Genomic DNA, 15,656 nt, shown 5'->3' with positions numbered 1-15,656 from the left:
CTTTCGGGACGGGTGACGATGGGTCAGGCGGACTCGGGCGCGGCGGTCTTGCGTGCGGCAGCTGCGGCACGCGCCGCCTCCCGATCGGCCGATCTCTGCTGGTGGTAGCCGAGGACGAAGCGTCCCTGACCGGCGAGGTCCAGGGTGGCCGGCAGCTCGGCGGCGAACTTCTGGAAGATCTCATCCAGGCGTTTGTCCAGGGCGATCCCGGCGGCCTTCCTGCTGCCGCGCAGCCGCCGCAGATGGCCGGTGGCGTTCTTGCGCAGCATGGTGAGCACCGGCAGCGGCCTGGCCATGGCCGCGCCGAAGAACTTGTCCCCGATGGTGGTGTTGATGTTGTCCAGGGCAGTGCGCTGGATGTCCTCCAGTACCGCGAAGACGCGTCCGCACAGGTAGGCGGGGTCACGGGTGTCGAGGTTGAGATGCTCCAACAGGATCTCCTTCATGGCCGGGTCGGCTCGGACGAGCAGCAGGCGCAGGAGCGCGGCGCGAGGCAGGTCCACGCGGTTGTCGGCGCGGACGCGCTGGATCAGGCGGGCCAGCAGGTTGGTGGGCAGCGGCGTGCCGTGCAGGGCGGCCGCCATGAGGTCTCGCTCGGCCGACCGGGGTGCGGTGTCCCTGACGTAGCCCTGCTTGCCGTGCCTGCCCAGTGCAGCTGCCATCCGCCACAGCGGGACTCGCTGCGGACCGTCCTCCCATAGGTCTGCCATCTCGTGGTCGGCGAACCACGTGTTCAGGTGCTGACACAGCTCGATCAGCGGGACGTCGATCCAGTCACGGATCACCACGCGGCTCTGGTTCGCCGACAGGGTCACCGCGTAGAAGTCGTTGTCGTGCAGCCAGTCGGCACGTCGGGCCGGTGGGAGGTGCACCTGCTCGATGATGCCCCTGACGTCCTGCGACTGAGCGTCTCGGACGGCTCCCAGCAGCGAGAACGGGGCCGGGCGGCGGAGCCACCACACCAGGACGCTGTCAGAGCCGCGGTAGTGGTGCTGCCGGTCTGCCAGCAGAGCGTTCAGCACCGACATCGCCTGCCCACCACAGGTGTCACAGATCGGCGTATTGGCCAGTTGTGTGATGCCCCCACGCCCCTGCGCGGTCTTGTTGATCGACACGAGCTGCGCATCCCGGCCGCGGCCCCCTGCCACGGGGATGCCACCCGGCTTGACCGGCTCGGGAATGGTGGCCAGCAACGGACCTCCCTCCCCGCAGGACAGGCAGATTCCCAGCCCGCCGGCCGCGCTCTTGCGCTCTCGTACGATCTGCCCCCACACCTGAACGGAGGATGGCAGGGCGTGCACCCACCCCTGATCCGTGCGGATCGCCACCACGTCGGACGGCTTGGCCTGTACGGGGATCTCCACCTCGGAGAAGGTGCCGCGCCTCAGGAAACGCACCACGGGCTCGGCCAGCGGTTCGTCCTTGGCCCACCGGTAGACCAGTTCGGCGAAGTCCTCGGCGCGCCGGCGGGCATCGGCCATCTGCTTGTCGCTGTCGTCCTTGGGCATCGCCAGGACGTACTGCAAGGTGTCAGTGAGCAGGAACGGCAGCGATCCGGTGCCGGAGCGCTGCACGTACGGGGTGTCGAGCAGCACTCCTGACTTGGCCTCGACGGTGCTCAGGTCCACCAGGCGGCCTCCTCGGGGGCGTCCGTCCCCGTCCAGGTCGATCGCCCACCGTACGTTTCGGTTGCGGTAGTAGGGGGGCGGCAGGTCGCGCCTGTCTCCGGCGTGCGCTGCGAGCTGTCTGATCAGCACGGGGTCACCGCCTGCCGCCGGTACGCGTGTCGGCCCCCGGCAACTCAATGCCTTCGCGCGGAATCTCCAGCACGCCCTGCTGGAGCTCGGCGTGGAACCAGCGATAGCTCTCGCCATCGGGACTGTAGACGATGCTGTGCAGCATCACTCCAAGCTTCTCGTCGCGGTCGATCGGCTCGCAGCCGGTCTTGGGGCGGAAAGAGGCCGAGAACTCACGGACACCCATGAACGGCTGGGAGTAGCAGGCTCCGCGCTCGACTCTCCGGCGGAACTGGTCGCGGTACTTGGCCTCGGGATCGGTGGCGTGCGGGCGCAGCCGTACCTGCGCGTGGATGCGATAAGCGACATCGCGCAGGCACACCATGTTGCGCTGGTCGCGGTCGGCCTCGGCATCGAGGCGCACGGTGGTGTCAACCATGGCCTCGCGTACCCAGGCCAGCGTCAACATGGAGGAGACCTCGTTGCGGCGGATCGACGCCCATCGGATGGGCTTAAGCACCTCGATGCGCGTGACCTGGTAGCCGAACTCCGGCTTCCAGAAGATTGCCTCCAACACGCCCTTCGCGGCCGACGGCGTCATGACCGAGTAACTCATCCGCTCGGTTTTGAACTCGGGGCGGGTGAAACAGGCGTATGGCGCCTCGACCTCCACGACGAGCGGCGGAGGGGGATGGTGAACGCGGCGGTTGGTCAAAACACCAGCTCCTGGGGGTTGGGGGAGGTCATCTCGATGCCTCGCTGCGGGTGGTAATCGCCGATCCATTCGAGGAGATCGCCGACTACGGGGATGGCAAGTCCTTCTTGCAGCGCGTTGCGCACGGTGCCCCGGGGCAGGGTGGCCAGGTAGGGACGCAGAGCACGCAACTGCGCGCCTGCTCCAGGGTGCCCGGCACGCAGGTGGGCGAGGATCTCGTCTAGCTTCTCGGTGTCGCCATAGCGCACCGCCACGGGAACGGTCCATTCGTCGATCATGCGGAACAGCTCGGCCACGCGAGGGAAGTCATGGGTCTGGCGTCCCTGCTGGATCTCGCGGCCTGCCGCCTCGACGTTGTGAAAGTCGAACCTGGCCCGGTAATAGGCCTCGAGCGCGTCCAGATCGTCCGGCGGGCAGTGGGGGCCGAACCTTGCGCGGGTGGCCTCCAGTGCGGCACCGTACAACATGTCGGCCGCCTTGTTGCCATCCTCCGGATCGAAGATGGTGACCTGTCCAAACGGCAGCCGCCCACTTCGGTTGACCCGGCCAGCTGCCTGCTGCAAGGAGTCAGCAGAGGCGATCGCCCGGAAACCGGCCGGGAAGTCCAGGTCTACTCCCGCCTCGACCAGTTGGGTGCTCACCACTGCGACCAGTTTCTCGTCGGTGAGACGCCGCTTGATCTCGTCCAAAGTGTCGCGCCGGTGCGCGGCTGCCATCCGCGTCGACAGGTGCAGCGCCGGGCGATGCTCCTCCACCAGCTCATGCATCCTGGCGGCGTCCCTGGTGGTGTTGACCACCACCAGAACTTGAGGCTCCGCCGCGGCGTGCTCCGCGATCTGCGCCATGGTCGGCTTCGGATCCAGCAGCCACCGGTAACGCACTCGGTTCAACGCTTTGTACAGCGGCTTAGGCTCTGCGATGACATCCCTGATGCGTGTGCCCTGCAAAGGGCTGAGCAGTTCGAAGGGCGGTTGAGTGGCTGAGGCCAGTACCACCGTCGCCCCGAACCACTGCGTGAGGCTTCGCAGCGCGGACACGATGGGGATCAACAAGCGGTCCGGTAGCGCCTGCACCTCGTCCAGGACGATCACCGAACCGGCCAGCCGATGCACGCGGCGCATCGCCGCGGGCTTGTGAGAGAACAGCGACTCGAACAGCCGAATGGTGGTCGTCACCACGAAGGGGGCGTCCCAGTTCTCCGCGGCCAGCCGCTGCCACCTCCTGGCAGCGCTACCGTCGTCCAGATCGATCCCGCTGTGATGCTCCAGCACCACCGGATCCTCGCCCTCGACGTCCAAGAGATCGCGATAGACCGAGGCGTTCTGCTCAGTGATCGACATGAACGGCACGGCGACGATGACGCGTTTCATGCCGTGCAACCTGGCGTGGTGCAGGGCGAAGCCACCCGCCGCGAGCGTCTTCCCCGAGCCTGTGGGTGCCGGAATGCGATACATGCCACGCGGTCCCTGGGAGGCCTCCAGACACTGTCGGTAGACCTCCTGACGCAACCAGTCGATCGGCGATTCTAGTTTGTTTTCGAGCAGATCCTGGCGTCCCTGCTCGAAACGCTCAGCCAGATCAGCGGCAGAAATCGGATGAAAAGGGCGCGCGGCGCCAGAAAAATGCTGCTCGGTGTCCAAAAAGTCCGCATCTACCACTGTGCTGTAGACCATACGAACCAGGAAGTCCAAGGCATAGGGGTCAGCAGTCGCTGCCTCGGACAGCCAGAGGGGTAATGCGATCGGTGCCGGCGGATGAATCTCCGGGACGATTTCCCCTACCCGCCCGATTGCTTCAGCCACCAGGGGGTCGGTGTCCGCGAAGCGCAGCTCCTTCTTAAGGCGCGTCGCGTCCGGCAGTCCTCCGTGATGACCGAACACCACAGCCGACATGATGCCCAGGCCGTGCTGATCCAGTAGCCATGTACCCGCGTGCTTGTGCGGGATGCCCACCCGGCCACCCAGGCGCTCCGCGTCGATCAGGCCCCTCTGCCACTGGCAGGAACCTTTCCCGACATCGTGCAACAGACCGCAATGAGCAGCGAGCGGGCCCGCGCCAAAGATCTCGCCGAAGGCGCCTGCGCGCTGCGCGGTTCCCCGCAAGTGGTCAGCGAGACCATGGCGAAGCCTGTCTCCATCCCGGGCACTGTGCGCCCACAAGCGGTCCCTCACGCACACCCCTTGGTTGGAGGATTCCTGCGAGAGCTGAACTTTAGGAGATGGCGCCGACAGTTTCGCCGGGTTCCATCAAATCGGTGCTAACGACATCGATCACTTCATGTCCAGACAGGGCCGGTCAGCTCGGCCAGACAACCCTGTGTCCCGCAGAGACCAACCATGATCAACAATAGGATCCCTGGAGTTGCTCGGTCAGGGTGCAGTCCCGGCATACCCTTACACCTGTGCTTCGACCGCGCCTGCCGTTCCTGCGCTTCGGAACCTGGAGTGCTCATGCGACACGCGGTAGGTTCCTAAGGAGTTATCACCCTTAATGTTCCTTGATACGTGAATTCGCAGGTCGCCGTGTCGGCGTCAAGAGGGCATATTGCCTGCTCAGATGCCGTGGCGGTCGCCCACCGGGGCGACCGAGGATCGCAACCACTTGGTGCTCGTCGGTGGCCACGACGACGTCGACCCGGTGGCGGTCGCCCACCGGGGCGACCGAGGATCGCAACGGCCTCGGCGTCATCATGCACCGCTACTTCGAGCTCGGGTGGCGGTCGCCCACCGGGGCGACCGAGGATCGCAACCACCTTGGCCGCCAACTCGGCCAACCGCTCGTTCGGTGGCGGTCGCCCACCGGGGCGACCGAGGATCGCAACCGCGTTTCAGGGGGTGAACGTGATCCCCGAACCCGGTGGCGGTCGCCCACCGGGGCGACCGAGGATCGCAACGATACGTTTACGCGGCTACGCCGGACGGGTGCCGCAGGGGTGGCGGTCGCCCACCGGGGCGACCGAGGATCGCAACTCGACGACACCGGCGAGGATGCGCGCAAGGATGAGCCGTGGCGGTCGCCCACCGGGGCGACCGAGGATCGCAACGCCGAGTTCTGGTCTGGCCGTGTAGGGCCGTATCTGGCGTGGCGGTCGCCCACCGGGGCGACCGAGGATCGCAACCCCACCTACCGGCGGCGCACCCCGACCATGGGCGGGTGTGGCGGTCGCCCACCGGGGCGACCGAGGATCGCAACCGCCAGGTCGCCGACGAGCTGCGGCTCGGCTTCAAGGGCGAGCGCCTGGTGGCGGTCGCCCTCCGGGGCGACCGAGGATCGCAACAGCTTCGGGGCGCCGTCAGCGTCGGTGACGCCCTCGAAGTGGCGGTCGCCCTCCGGGGCGACCGAGGATCGCAACCCGATCGTCGGCCCGAACGCGGCGCGGCTCTTGGTCGCGTGGCGGTCGCCCTCCGGGGCGACCGAGGATCGCAACCTATGTGCGTGACGTTCTCAGGGGTGATGTACCGGCGTGGCGGTCGCCCTCCGGGGCGACCGAGGATCGCAACGATGCTTAGCCTCGCCAAGGAAGCCGTGGCGATGTGGCGGTCGCCCTCCGGGGCGACCGAGGATCGCAATACTGACGGCCTCTACAAGGACGGCGGCGCTCGGCTGTGGCGGTCGCCCTCCAGGGCGACCGAGGATCGCAACTTGGCGATCGGCTCGACGAACAGGCGGCCCTTGCCGGGGTGGCGGTCGCCCTCCGGAGCGGACCAAGGATCGGGCCTCGCTGTTTGGGGTTTGGATTCGAGGTCTGGCGTGGTCCACAACTGGTCCACGAGCAGTGAGCGCCAATGAGAACGGGCGGGGCTCCGTGAGACTGGAGACCCGCCCGTTTCTATGTCGTTCGCCCTGGTCAGCGGCCGGAACCGCTGATCAAGATGCTGTGCCCCCTGTAGGATTCGAACCTACGCACCCGGCTCCGGAGGCCGGTGCTCTATCCCCTGAGCTAAGGGGGCCGAACGTGTGACAAGGCTACCAGCATCCGCACACCACTCGGCACACGATAAACCTCTGATCACACATCTCCGAAAGCCGCATGTCACCGCACCGCTACGGGTAACTTGGCGGCCGTGGGCGAGGTGCTTGGCAAGGTGCTGGTGGTGGACGATGACGAGGTCATCCGTCAACTGATCGCGGTGAACCTGAGCCTGGAAGGGTTCGAGGTCGTGACGGCCACCGATGGTGAGGACTGTCTGGAGCAGGTGCTCGACGTCATGCCGGACGTGATCACGCTGGATGTGATGATGCCGCGCCTCGACGGCTGGGAGACGGCGCAGCGGCTGCGCCGGGGCGAGGCGACCAGGCACATCAAGGTCGTGCTGATCACCGCCAGGGCGCAGGACGACGACAGACGGCGCGGGATGACCATCGGCGTGGACGCCTATCTCACCAAGCCGTTCGACCCGGCCGAGCTGATCGAGGTGGTCGGGGACCTGGCTGCGGCGGCGCGCGGGTGACGTCGCCACGCCGGTGACCGGATCCCGACGGTGACCGAGGCTGAGCCGGCTCCCCTGTCCTGCTCGGCCGCTACACACCTGCCGAGCCCGCCTGCTCGGCCGCTACCCCCCCGCCCGCCGAGCCCGCCTGCCCGTCCGCTGAGGCCGCGGGCCGCGGCCACGGGCCACGGGCCCCGGGCCGCGGTCAAGTGGTCGCCGGTTCTGCCCGTGCAGTGGCCGTAACCGGGCACGGTGCTCGCCTCTAGCATCGGGCTGCGTCACCACCACCGCGCCCCGAGGGAGGACCGGATGATCACCATCGGCGGGTTGCTGCCGTCCGACAGGGATGCCTGGGAGGGCCTGTTCCGCGCGTACATCGCCTTCTACCAGCGCGTCGAACCGGACACGATGTACGAGCGGGCCTGGGCGGAGTTCGGGAAGGACACGCGGCTGCACGCGCTCGGAGCCAGGCAGGACGGCAGGCTCGTGGGCATCGCCCACTTCCTCACCCACCCCAGCACATCCGCGCCTGACGCCGACATGTGCTACCTGCAGGACCTGTTCACCGCCCCGGACGCGCGGGGCGGTGGCGTGGGCCGCGCGCTGATCGAGGCCGTCGCGGGCTGGGCGCGGGAGCGCGGCTGCGGGCGCCTCTACTGGCACACCCACGAGTCGAACGCCACGGCCCGCAGCCTGTACGACCGCGTGGCCGAGAACCGCGGATTCCTCCACTACCAGATCGCGCTGGCCTAGCGGCGCCGTCAGGCGGCTGCCGTGCCGGCCTCAGGGCGGAAAGTCATCCGTCCAGCGTCGCGCTCCTCCCCCTTGGACCGAACTCCGCCTGGGAGTGCGCTCCCAGGCCGGCGGGTCACCGGGATCAGTCGAGGAGGCCGCGCTGGCGGGCGGTGGTGGCGGCCTGGGTGCGGGTGGAGGTGCCGAGTTTGGCCAGGATGTTGGAGACGTGGACGCTCACCGTCTTCTGGGCGATGAACAGCCGCTCGGCGATCTCGCGGTTGGTCAGCCCCTCGGCCACCTGCCGCAGCACCTCCACCTCCCGCGCCGTCAACCCGGCGTCGCCGGCGCCGGTGCCGGTGCCGGTGCCGGTGAAGCGGGCGCGGCGGCCGAACTCGGTCAGCGCGTGGTCGAGGGGGGCGGCCTGGAGCTTGCCCGCCGCCTCGCGGGCCAGGTCCCACTCGGTGTGGGCGGCGTCGCGGTCGCCGGCGGCGAGGAGGGCCTCGGCGAGGCGCCAGCGGGCGCGGGCCGCCTCGTAGACGAACCCGAAGTCGAACGCCTCCACGACCCGCCGCCACAGGACGGGGTCGAGACGGCCGTGGACGCGGTGCCATTCGGCCTCGACGCGCAGGGCCCAGGCCCGGCCTTCGGGGCCCAGCTCGCCGCGCTGCCCGACGGGGCCCTCTTCCACGGCGAGGCGGGCCGTGCCGAGCAGGTCGTCGGCGTCGGCCACCACGCCGAGGTCGCCGAGCGCCCACAGGCCGATGGCGGCGATGCGCAGGACGCCCGGGTCGCCGGGCTGCTGCGCGTCGAGCACGGCTCGTACGTGGGAGAGAGCCAGCTCGGGGTCGCCCCGCCAGAGCGCCTGCTCGGCGGCCAGCCCGCGGGAGATGTAGGCCACGAGGCCGTCGGACCAGAACGGCCGCAGCCACTCCAGCCGGTCGTCGACGCGGGGCAGCCCGCGCGCGACCTCGATGAAGAGCGCGAACGACGACACGACCGCCTCGGGGACGGTGCCGACGCGGGCGCCGAAGGAGGCGGCGACCGCCTCGGCCTGGTCCCACTCGCCGGCCACGTAGTGGATGAGCAGGCGCAGGAACCGCAGGTCGGTGCCGTAGGTGCTCCACTTGAGCCCGCTGGTGAACGCGAGCTCGATGCCCTCGTCGACGACCTCGGCCGCGAAGTCGAGATAGCCCTGCTCGTAGTGGATGCGGGCGTGGTGGAAACGGGCCCGAAGGTCCATGGCGAGGTCGCCGGTGCCCTCGGCGGAGGCGACGGTGACGAGGTCGTGGGCCCGCCCCGTGTCGCCCTGCACCTCGGCGTGCACGGCGAGGCTCAGCAGGGCCCCGACCTCGGCGTCGCGGGCGCCCGCGGCCCTGGCGGTCTCCAGAGCGCGGTGGGCGAGCCGCTCGCCTTCGGCATGGCGGGGGCTCCAGGTGAGCGTGCGGGCGTGGGTGGCCAGGGCGCGGGCCAGGGACGCCTGGTCGGCGGCCGTGGCGACGGCGCGTTCGGCGGCGGCGATGGCGCCGTCCTGGTCGTCCATCTCGTAGAGGTAGTAGGCCAGCCGTTCGCTGACCTCGCAGGTCTGGGGCAGGGCGCGGAGCTGGGCGGCGGCGCGGTGGAGGTCGCCGCTGTCGGCGGCGGCGACGGCGCTGCGGAAGGCGAGCGCGGCCCGGCTCTCGCCGGTCAGCGTCTCGGCGTCGGCCACCCGCTCCCACAGGCTGAGCGCCTGGTCGTAGTGGCGGTGGGCCTCGGCCGGGGCGCCCAGGCGCTCGGCCTGACGGCCCGCCTCGGCGGAGGCGGCCAGGGCGCCGGCGAGGTCGTGGCCGGCGAGGTGATGGTGGGCCAGCTCGGCGGGCGAGGTGAGCAGCCGGGCGAACGTGGCGTGCAACCGGGTGCGCTCGCCGGGGAGCAGATCGGTGTAGACGGCCTCCTGGAGGAGGGCGTGGCGGAAGGCGTAGCCGTAGCCGTCGACGCGCAGCAGCCCGCGCGAGACGATCTCGCGGACCGCCTCCTCGAACTCGGCCAGCGGCAGCCCCGACACCTCGCGCAGCAGCTCGTCCTCCACCCGTCGCCCGGCCACGGCGGCGGCCCGCAGCACCCGCTGGCCCGGCTCGGACAGCACCTCGACGCGGGACAGCAGCAGGCTGGCCAGGCCGTCGGGCAGGACGTCGCCCTCGGCCATGGCGGCGAAGAGCTCCTCGGCGTAGAAGGGGTTGCCGCCGGCACGGCCGACGATCATCCCCAGGTCCTGCCCGGCGACGTCACCCAACGTCGCGACATAGTCGGACATGTCGCCAGGGTCCAGCGGGCCCAGCTCCACCGCGGTCACCGTGGGCAGGCGCTTCAGCTCGGCCAGCACGGACCGCAGCGGATGACGGCGGTGCAGGTCGTCGGTGCGGTAGGTGCCGACCACGCAGACCCGCTCGGTCTGCACCATGCGGCTGAGGAAGACGAGCAGGTCACGGGTCGACCGATCGGCCCAGTGCAGGTCCTCGATGACGAAGAGCACCGGCTGGATCTCGCCCAGCAGCCCGATCAGCGAGCCGAACAGCCGCTGCTGGGTCAGCCCCGCCGACGGGGCGCTCTCCACGCCCGGCAGGAGCTGGCCGAGCAGCGGATGGGCGGCCGCCGCCTCGCGGACCGCCGGCTCCGCGCCGCGCAGCGCGTCGGCCAGCGGGAGATAGGGCAGCGCGTCGCCCAGCTCGGCGCACTGGCCGGCCAGCAGGTGGAAGCCGCGCGCGCGGGCCAGCGCCACCAGCTCGCCCGCCAGTCGGGTCTTGCCGATGCCGGCGTCGCCGCCGACCAGCGCGACCCCGGCGGTGCCCTCGCCGGCCGACTCCAGCACGCGCACGAGTCGTGCCAGCTCAGCACGGCGCCCGACGAGAAGACCCTTCACGCCAGTCACTATGCCATGCTCCACCGACGCTCATTGGTCCACGGGAACACCCTCCGATTGGCCTTCAAATCAGTACCAAACCCTCCCTAGGCTGATATTTCGTGATCCCATGGTCGGTTTTCCTCGTGTTCGTGGGCGCCTCGCTGGCCCTGGTGCTGCTGCCTGGCCCCAACCACCTCTACATCACCGCACGCGGCCTCGCCCAGGGCCGGGCGGCGGCGCTGGCCAGCGCGTTCGGGGTGGAGACGGGCACGCTCGTGCACATCGCCGCCGCCGCGGCCGGACTGTCGTACGTGATCTCCAGGTCGGCGACGCTGTTCGGGATCGTCAAGTGGGCGGGCGTCGCGTACCTCGTCTACCTCGGCGTCCGCGCCTTCACCGCCAAGGACGGGCCCGGCGCCGAGGCGCTGAAGCCGCAGCCGCTGCGCACGGTGTTCCTCGAAGGCGTGCTGGTCAACGTGCTGAACCCCAAGGTGACGCTGTTCTTCCTGGCGCTGCTGCCGCAGTTCGTGGACCCGGCCGCGGGGTCGCCCGCACTGCAGATCGTGCTCCTCGGGGTCACGCTGCTCCTGCTCGGGCTGCTTTCGGACATCGCGTACGCGTTCACGGCCGGCGCGCTGGGCGGCCGCCTGGCCAGGCGGGCCAGGGCGCTGCGCTACTTCAGCGGCGTGGTGTACCTGGGGCTGGGCGTGGCGACGGCGTTCACCGGGAGAAAATGACCGCATGGCGCCGAGGAAGCAGCAGGAGATCTTCGATGCGACGCTGCGGCTGGTGGCGGAGCGGGGCTACGACGGGCTGACGGTCGAGGGCGTGGCCGAGCGGTCGGGCGTCAACAAGACGACGATCTACCGCTGGTGGCCGTCGAAGGCGGCGCTGCTCGGGGCGGCGCTGGTGGAGGCCGATGTGCTGGGGTTCGAGGCGCCGGACACGGGGAGCCTGCGCGGCGACCTGGTGGCGCTGGTCGAAGGCGTCGTGCGGCTGCTCACCGAGCCGCCCGCCCGGGACGTCGTGGTCGCCGCGCTCGGCGCCGCCGCACGGCATCCCGAACTGGACGCGCACGGGTTCTTCGCCGACCGGTTCGCCCGCGAGCGGCAGATCTTCGAGCGGGCGGCGCGGCGCGGCGAGCTGGCCGAGACCGCCGACCCGATGCTGGTCGTCGACCTGCTGGCGGGGGCGGTGTGGCTGCGGGCGGTCTTCAGGGGCCTGCCGCTGGACGAGGACTTCGCGCCGCGGGCCGTCTCGGCCGTGCTCGACGGCGTACGGGCACCCGCCGCCGCCCCGTAGGACGGCGCGTCACAGGGCCAGGGCGGCCGGGATGCGGTCGAGCACCGCGTGCGGCACCAGCCCGTAGGCGTAGAAGTCGACCGCCGCCGCCCCCGCCGCCTTGGCCGCGCGGACCTTGGCGGCGAGCCGGTCGGCCGAGTCGCTGTCCGGATGGCCGGGCCGCACCACCGCCCGCACCTCCCGGTCCTTGCCGACCGAGCGCAGGTAGGCCCCCACGTCGTCGGCCACCCGCGCCGCGTCGCGGGCGTAGGCCAGCACGCCGAAGCCGGGCACGAGGTCGCCCAGCGCCACCAGGTCGACGCCGAGCTGCCAGGCGTCGTGGGCGGCGAGCCCCGGTGTCGGCAGCCCGTCGGTGTAGCCCTTCACCGCCCCGGTCGAGTCGACGAACACGAGCCTCGACCCCTCGCCGGCCACCGCGGAGGCCACCTCCGACACCAGCGTCGTCACGGTCTCGGACCGGGCGCGGGCGTAGGCCACCACGTCGGGGCCGGCGTAGGCGGTCAGCGCCGCGCGGGTCACCTCGCCCTGCGCCGGGGCGTCGCCGTCGAGGACGCGCCCGACGATGCCGGCGCACTCCTCACGCGCCATCTCGGCGTCCACGCCGAGATCGGCGGCGCGGCTCATGCAGTAGTCGCAGAAGCACAGGCCCAGCAGGTAGGCGTCCATCGGCCCGAGCGGCACGAAGGACCGCTCGGGCCGGAACGGGCTGAAGTGCAGCGCCTCGGCCACCACGCTCTCGACGCCGAGCCGGGCCACGGCTCGGGCCAGCGCGACGGCGTACGCGCGGACGTCGGGGTGGGCGGGGCACAGGTCGGCCGGCGCGCCGCGGTCGCCGAAGCAGTCGCGGACGGTCACGTCGGGGTGCCTGGTGCCGAGAGTGGCGTTGCACAGGAACACCGCCCACCCGTGGAGCCTGAGCCCGCGCTCGGCGCAGGCGTCGCGCAACCCGTCGAGGGCGTCGGCGTGCCCCGCGACGGGCTTGAGCCGCAGCGCGGCGAACAGGTCGGCGGGCGGGGTGAAGTGGGCCGCGTCGTGGCGGACGGTCAGCCGTGACAGCCCGTGCGGGGTGACGTCGCGGGCCGCGTGGTGCACGGCTCCGACGGTGACGCCGGACACGCCGTATCCCCTGATCCTGTCGAGCACCCGCTCGACTCCCTCACCGCGCAGGTCCTCGGCGAAGACGTACACCGAACTGTCCACGAGCCGACCCTACAGTCCTGATCTAGAAGCGGGTGTGGACGTAGCCGACGATCCGGTACTCGCGGTCCACCACCGGCAGCGCCCGCCACTTGTCGAACGCCGTGCACGGGTGGGAGATGCCGAAGGCGAGCAGGTCGCCGGGTCGCAGCCCGTCGGCGTGCACGAGCGTGTGCTGGTCCTGCATCTTCAGCACCGTGACCCCGCCGCGCTTGGGGATGGGCAGCCCCTCGTCGTAGGGGGCGTCGCGCTTGCCCATGCCGACGACGGCCAGCCCCGGCTCGGGGGTGGACAGCACGTGCGCCCACACCTCCAGCGCGGGCCGCAGCTCGCCGTCCATCCGGTTGTACGGGGTGTGCTCGCGGTAGTAGCCGTCGTCGTGGGTGACGTACGCGCCGCTGCGCAGCACGATCGTGGCCTGGGTGGCGACGAGCTCGCGGCCGATCACGTCGAACCACTGGCTGCCGCCGACCGACAGGAGGGGGTTCCTGATCCGCAGGTGCTCGACGGCGTCCTGCAGCACCCGCAGGTAGGCTCGGACCTCCGCCGCGGTGGTCAGGGCGCCCTCGTAGCCGGCGACGCCGGCCAGCTCGACGCCGGGCGTCTCCTGGACGTGGCGGGCGAGGGCGAGCAGGTCGTCCAGCGAGCGGCAGCCGGCCCGCCCGCCCGCGTGGCCCATCTCGACCAGCACCTGGTACGGCCGGGCGGGCTTGTGCCCGGCGAGGATGTCCACCCCGGCCACGGAGTCGGCGAAGCTGTAGAGCTCGAACCCCGGGTCGCGCTCGCACTCGGCGGCGATCCAGTCGAGCCCGGCGGGGTCCACGATCTGGTTGGCCAGCACGAGACGCCGGGCGCCGAACCCGCGGGCCGCCATGGCCTGCCGCGGGGTGGCCACGGTCAGCCCCCACGCGCCCGCCTCCAGTTGCATGGCGGCGATCTCGGGCGACATGTGGGTCTTGACGTGCGGCGCGAGCCGCATGCCGTGGTCGCGCGCGAAGGCGGCCACGAGTGCGACGTTGTGTTCGAGCGCGTCGCGGTGCACCACCATCAGGGGGAACGACAGGCCGCCGTCGAAGATCGACCGCCCGAGGGCTTCTCGCATGTCCATCTCTTTCACCCCGATCACGAAGGGCGGAGGGCCCGGCCCGGGGTCGCCCCGGTCGACTCGCCACCGGCCAGTACCCGTGTTCCCGACACCAGCACGTCGTCCACCCCGGTCGCGAGGGCGCGCGGAACGGCGTACGTGGCCCGGTCGGCCACCGTCACCGGGTCGAACACCACGACGTCCGCCGCGAATCCCGGCCGCAGCAGCCCGCGGTCGGCCAGCCCGAAGCGGCGCGCCGGGTGCGCGGCCAGGTGCACGATCGCCTGCTCCCACGTCCAGTCGCCCAGCTCGCGCACGTGCCGGCCGAGGAACCGGGCGAACGCCCCGAACCCCCGGGGGTGCGGGTGGCCGCCCACGTAGATGCCGTCGGAGCCGCCGGTCTGGGCCGGGTGGCGGAGCATCCGGCGTACGGACTCCTCCCCCTCGGGCCCCTCGTCGGGACGGGCTGACACGCAGCCGGCCTCCAGGCGCGTCTCGATGAGCAGGCGCCGGCAGAACTCGGCCGGGGTGACGCCCGCCCGCCCGGCCGCCTCGACCATGCCGAGTCCTTCGGCCCATTCCAGGCCGGGCGCGTGGGAGATCGTCAGCCGCGGCCAGGTCTGCTCCAGGCCGGGCCACCAGGCGTCGAGCTCGTCCGAGGCGAGCATCTCCAGGGCCCGCTCGGGCTCGGCGCCGGGGACGTCGGGCGGAAGCACGACCATCGCCAGGATGGTGCTGCCGCGCAGGTAGGGGTAGGTGTCGAAGGTGAGGTCGACGTCACGGCCGAGCGCCTCCTCAACCAGCGGCAGCAGCACGCCCGCGGGCCCGTGCAGGTGGGAGACGTGGACGGCGGCACCGGACCGGAGGCCGATCTCGGTCACCTCCGACATGCCGACCGCGGCCTCGGCGCCGTAGGCACGCATGTGGGTCACGTACGGCAGACCCCCGAGCGGCTCGCAGAGCGCGGCCAGCTCCTCGGCCGAGGCGTAGCGACCGGGCAGGTACTCCAGGCCGCTCGACAGGCCCACGGCGCCGTCCGCCAGCCCGCGCTCGACGTGGGCGCGCATACGGGCCAGGTCGCCGGGCGCGGCGGCGTCGGGGGACGGGCCCATGACGTCGTAGCGGACCGTGCCGTGCGGGATCAGGTAGGCGGTGTTGACCGCGACGGCCCGGTCGTAGCAGCCGAGCAGCGCGCCCACGGTCAGCGGCCCGTCGATCGGGGGCGCGCCGTTGACGGCCGCGAAGTAGCGGGCGGCGTAGGCGACGGTGGCGGCCGAGCCGGGGGCGAAGGACAGGCCGTCCTGGCCGAGCACGAACGTGGTCACGCCCTGCCGCAGCGCCGCCTGCTGCACCGCCGGGTCGAACACGGCCGCGTCGCCGTGCGCGTGGCAGTCGACGAACCCGGGCGCCACCAGCCGGCCGCGCGCGTCGATCACGGTGCCGGCCCGCGCGCCGTCGAGCCGGCCCACCGCCGCGACGCGGTCGCCGCTGACCGCCAGGTCGGCCCGGTACGGCGGGGCGCCGGTGCCGTCGAGCAGCCGGCCCCCGCTGATGATCACGTCGAATGCCACCCAAGGAT

Annotated in this window: 11 protein-coding genes, 1 tRNA gene and 1 CRISPR repeat array; of the genes, 4 read left to right on the top strand and 8 right to left on the bottom strand. The window is 71.3% G+C overall.

Annotation, left to right across the window (positions count from 1 at the left end; genetic code table 11):
- Positions 1-23 precede the first annotated feature (23 nt).
- From cas8c to FHU36_RS36560, 4 genes are all read right to left on the bottom strand, one after another.
- The gene (gene cas8c, locus FHU36_RS36575) at positions 24-1,757 is read right to left on the bottom strand and encodes a type I-C CRISPR-associated protein Cas8c/Csd1 (RefSeq protein ID WP_185088609.1); all 1,734 of its coding nucleotides are present in this window, start codon (positions 1,755-1,757) and stop codon (positions 24-26) included.
- Between the two features lie 4 nt (positions 1,758-1,761).
- Positions 1,762-2,451: a type I-C CRISPR-associated protein Cas5c gene (gene cas5c / locus FHU36_RS36570; RefSeq protein ID WP_246503058.1), complete on the bottom strand. Its 690-nt coding sequence runs from the start codon at positions 2,449-2,451 to the stop codon at positions 1,762-1,764.
- Positions 2,448-4,553: a CRISPR-associated helicase Cas3' gene (gene cas3 / locus FHU36_RS36565; RefSeq protein WP_246503057.1), complete on the bottom strand. Its 2,106-nt coding sequence runs from the start codon at positions 4,551-4,553 to the stop codon at positions 2,448-2,450. The genes cas5c and cas3 overlap by 4 nt, the downstream gene beginning before the upstream one ends.
- A gap of 459 nt (positions 4,554-5,012) precedes the next feature.
- Positions 5,013-6,093: direct repeats of the CRISPR family, unit length 37 nt; unit sequence GTGGCGGTCGCCCTCCGGGGCGACCGAGGATCGCAAC.
- Between the two features lie 236 nt (positions 6,094-6,329).
- Positions 6,330-6,401, bottom strand: a tRNA-Arg gene (locus FHU36_RS36560).
- Positions 6,402-6,515: 114 nt separating this feature from the next.
- Here FHU36_RS36560 and FHU36_RS36555 point away from each other — a divergent pair.
- Together FHU36_RS36555 and FHU36_RS36550 are read left to right on the top strand one after the other, a co-directional pair.
- A complete protein-coding gene (locus FHU36_RS36555; protein ID WP_312892084.1) occupies positions 6,516-6,902 on the top strand; it encodes a response regulator transcription factor in 387 nt (128 codons plus the stop codon).
- Positions 6,903-7,190: 288 nt separating this feature from the next.
- Positions 7,191-7,634: a GNAT family N-acetyltransferase gene (locus tag FHU36_RS36550; RefSeq protein ID WP_185088607.1), complete on the top strand. Its 444-nt coding sequence runs from the start codon at positions 7,191-7,193 to the stop codon at positions 7,632-7,634.
- Between the two features lie 124 nt (positions 7,635-7,758).
- Here the strand turns inward: FHU36_RS36550 and FHU36_RS46625 are convergent, their stop codons facing one another.
- Positions 7,759-10,512, bottom strand: coding sequence for a helix-turn-helix transcriptional regulator (locus FHU36_RS46625; protein ID WP_185088606.1), 2,754 nt, complete (start codon positions 10,510-10,512; stop codon positions 7,759-7,761).
- A gap of 101 nt (positions 10,513-10,613) precedes the next feature.
- Between FHU36_RS46625 and FHU36_RS36540 the strand changes: the two genes are divergently transcribed.
- The gene (locus FHU36_RS36540) at positions 10,614-11,231 is read left to right on the top strand and encodes a LysE family translocator (RefSeq protein ID WP_185088605.1); all 618 of its coding nucleotides are present in this window, start codon (positions 10,614-10,616) and stop codon (positions 11,229-11,231) included.
- Between the two features lie 4 nt (positions 11,232-11,235).
- The gene (locus FHU36_RS36535) at positions 11,236-11,796 is read left to right on the top strand and encodes a TetR/AcrR family transcriptional regulator (RefSeq protein WP_185088604.1); all 561 of its coding nucleotides are present in this window, start codon (positions 11,236-11,238) and stop codon (positions 11,794-11,796) included.
- A 9-nt stretch (positions 11,797-11,805) separates the two neighbouring features.
- Here FHU36_RS36535 and FHU36_RS36530 read toward each other — a convergent pair whose 3' ends face one another.
- The 3 genes from FHU36_RS36530 to FHU36_RS36520 are packed head-to-tail and all read right to left on the bottom strand — an operon-like array spanning position 11,806 to position 15,648.
- Positions 11,806-12,996: a hypothetical protein gene (locus FHU36_RS36530; RefSeq protein ID WP_185088603.1), complete on the bottom strand. Its 1,191-nt coding sequence runs from the start codon at positions 12,994-12,996 to the stop codon at positions 11,806-11,808.
- 22 nt (positions 12,997-13,018) lie between these two features.
- Positions 13,019-14,095, bottom strand: a complete 1,077-nt coding sequence (locus FHU36_RS36525) for an alanine racemase (RefSeq protein WP_185088602.1) — start codon at positions 14,093-14,095, stop codon at positions 13,019-13,021.
- 20 nt (positions 14,096-14,115) lie between these two features.
- Positions 14,116-15,648, bottom strand: a complete 1,533-nt coding sequence (locus FHU36_RS36520) for an N-acyl-D-amino-acid deacylase family protein (RefSeq protein ID WP_185088601.1) — start codon at positions 15,646-15,648, stop codon at positions 14,116-14,118.
- Positions 15,649-15,656: the final 8 nt, after the last annotated feature.

Origin of the sequence: Nonomuraea muscovyensis (assembly GCF_014207745.1) — a bacterium.
Classification (GTDB): domain Bacteria; phylum Actinomycetota; class Actinomycetes; order Streptosporangiales; family Streptosporangiaceae; genus Nonomuraea; species Nonomuraea muscovyensis.
This window is presented reverse-complemented; position numbering and strand designations above follow the sequence as displayed.

Excerpts from the sequence above, each read along its gene's own strand:
- FHU36_RS36550 (WP_185088607.1), top strand. The coding sequence starts at position 7,191 with ATGATCACCATCGGCGGGTTGCTGCCGTCCGACAGGGATGCCTGGGAG.
- FHU36_RS36535 (WP_185088604.1), top strand. The coding sequence starts at position 11,236 with ATGGCGCCGAGGAAGCAGCAGGAGATCTTCGATGCGACGCTGCGGCTG.
- FHU36_RS36525 (WP_185088602.1), bottom strand. The coding sequence starts at position 14,095 with ATGCGAGAAGCCCTCGGGCGGTCGATCTTCGACGGCGGCCTGTCGTTC.